Annotated in this window: 1 protein-coding gene and 1 pseudogene; both read right to left on the bottom strand. The window is 66.6% G+C overall.

The features are described 5' to 3' along the window. A partial coding sequence (locus CK240_RS17485; protein WP_205957909.1) for a terminase large subunit domain-containing protein occupies positions 1-1,094 on the bottom strand: 1,094 nt, incomplete at its 3' end. 338 nt (positions 1,095-1,432) lie between these two features. Then, positions 1,433-1,619, bottom strand: a pseudogene (locus CK240_RS18800) (hypothetical protein); the annotation flags it as partial.

Here is a 1,619-nt window from a genome sequence, read left to right as displayed (position 1 = left end):
CCCAGGCGATGCACGATCCATTTCTTGTCGATCGCGCGGCCGGGGGTTGCCTCGAGGAGCCCCTGCCGGGCCCAAAGCTGATAGGGCACATGGTCGCGCCGTTCGGCTTCCTCGAGCCCGTCACGGGGCGCCCAGAACCAGGCGCGCACGTCGCCGCTGTCGGGGAAGAACGCGACAAGGGCCGTGAGGTCGGTTGTGGCGCTGAGGTCGAGCCCCAGATAGCACCGCTGCCCTAGCAGGTCGCCCGGCTCGGCCGCACATGCCCGCCAGTCCCGGCCGCTGATGAAGCGCGCCGTCGCGTCCACCGCCTGATTGAGATACAAAAGCCGGAATGACGGCTCACGGGCGGGCAACCGCTGCGCCTGCGCTGCCGCCGTCCGCATTTCCTCGAGGCTGCGGAAGTCGCCAAGGGCAGGGTTGCAGGCGAACCACGTTTCTTCCGCCCAAGGGTCGGCCTTTTCGTCGGCGCCGAAGATGGTCGCGTGAAAGCTCGGGTCTTCCACCTCGCCCGCCAGCACGTCCCGGCCATAGGCAACCAGCTCGCTCATGATGCTGGTCGCGTCGGCACTCATGGTCGAGATGGTAATCATCAGCGGCTCAGCACGGGCGCCGGTCCCGGTCAGCAGGTTGTCGTAAAGCTCGCGGCCGTGCCATTGGGCCAATTCGTCGGCGCAAACGAACGAAGGGCTCAAACCATGAGCCTTCCGGGCGTCAGAGCTGAGGGCCTGATAGGTGCTGCCGGTCTCGCTGTCCTCGAGGCTCTTGTTGAAGTGCCGCACGATGATGCGGTCGCTCAGGTCTTCGTCGGCCTCGATCAGCGCCAGCATTTCGCGGAACAGCAGGGCCGCCTGGTCGCGGTCAGCAGCGGCCGAAAAACACTGCCCCCGGCTCTCGGCTTCGGGCCCTGCCAGATGCGCCAGGCACAGAGCGGCCGCTAGCTGCGTCTTGCCGTTCTTCCTCGGGATTGCCACCAGGGCTTGCCGCACCATGCGCTTGCCGTCCGCGTCGGTCGCATAGATGCCGCGCACAATGTCCTTCTGCCAGTCCCGCAGCTTGAACTTGCGCCCCGCGTGGGCCCCGGCCGTGATCTTCAATCCTTCGATGAAGGCAATGACGCGCTCGGCACGGGATAGGCCGCGCTTCTGCCACGCCGGGCGGCGCTTCGGCTTGTCACTCTCGGCTTTCGCCTTCTTTCCAACGGGTTTCGCACCCGGTCCACGCAAGCCCATAGCGGCCCCCTTTCAGTCTGCACGCTAGCATGTCCTAGCATATGCTAGCAATCTAACTGTGAATGAAGGGTGGGCGCCGGTCCGCAGGCTTGAGGCTCTAGCGATGGAACCGCCCCTAGGGGTCGCTCAGCGGGCCGCTGAGGGCCGGTCATGCTGTCGGGGTGCTTGGGTCGTGGGTGGACCCGAGGGCCTGTCAGGGGCGCTCAGGGCGCGTTCCACGGGTCGTCCGGGTCGCGTGGGGTGCCGTCCGGGTTGCAGCCGCGCAGGGTCCATGCCTCGCCCTGGTCGAGCATGTCGGCTGCGGTCTTCTGCGTGTGATGGGTCTGACAGAGGCTTAGGAGCTGGTCGATGGGCGGGAAGGCCGGGCCGCCGTTCCTGATCGCCTTGATA

Origin of the sequence: Paracoccus salipaludis (genome assembly GCF_002287065.1) — a bacterium.
GTDB lineage: Bacteria > Pseudomonadota > Alphaproteobacteria > Rhodobacterales > Rhodobacteraceae > Paracoccus > Paracoccus salipaludis.
This window is presented reverse-complemented; position numbering and strand designations above follow the sequence as displayed.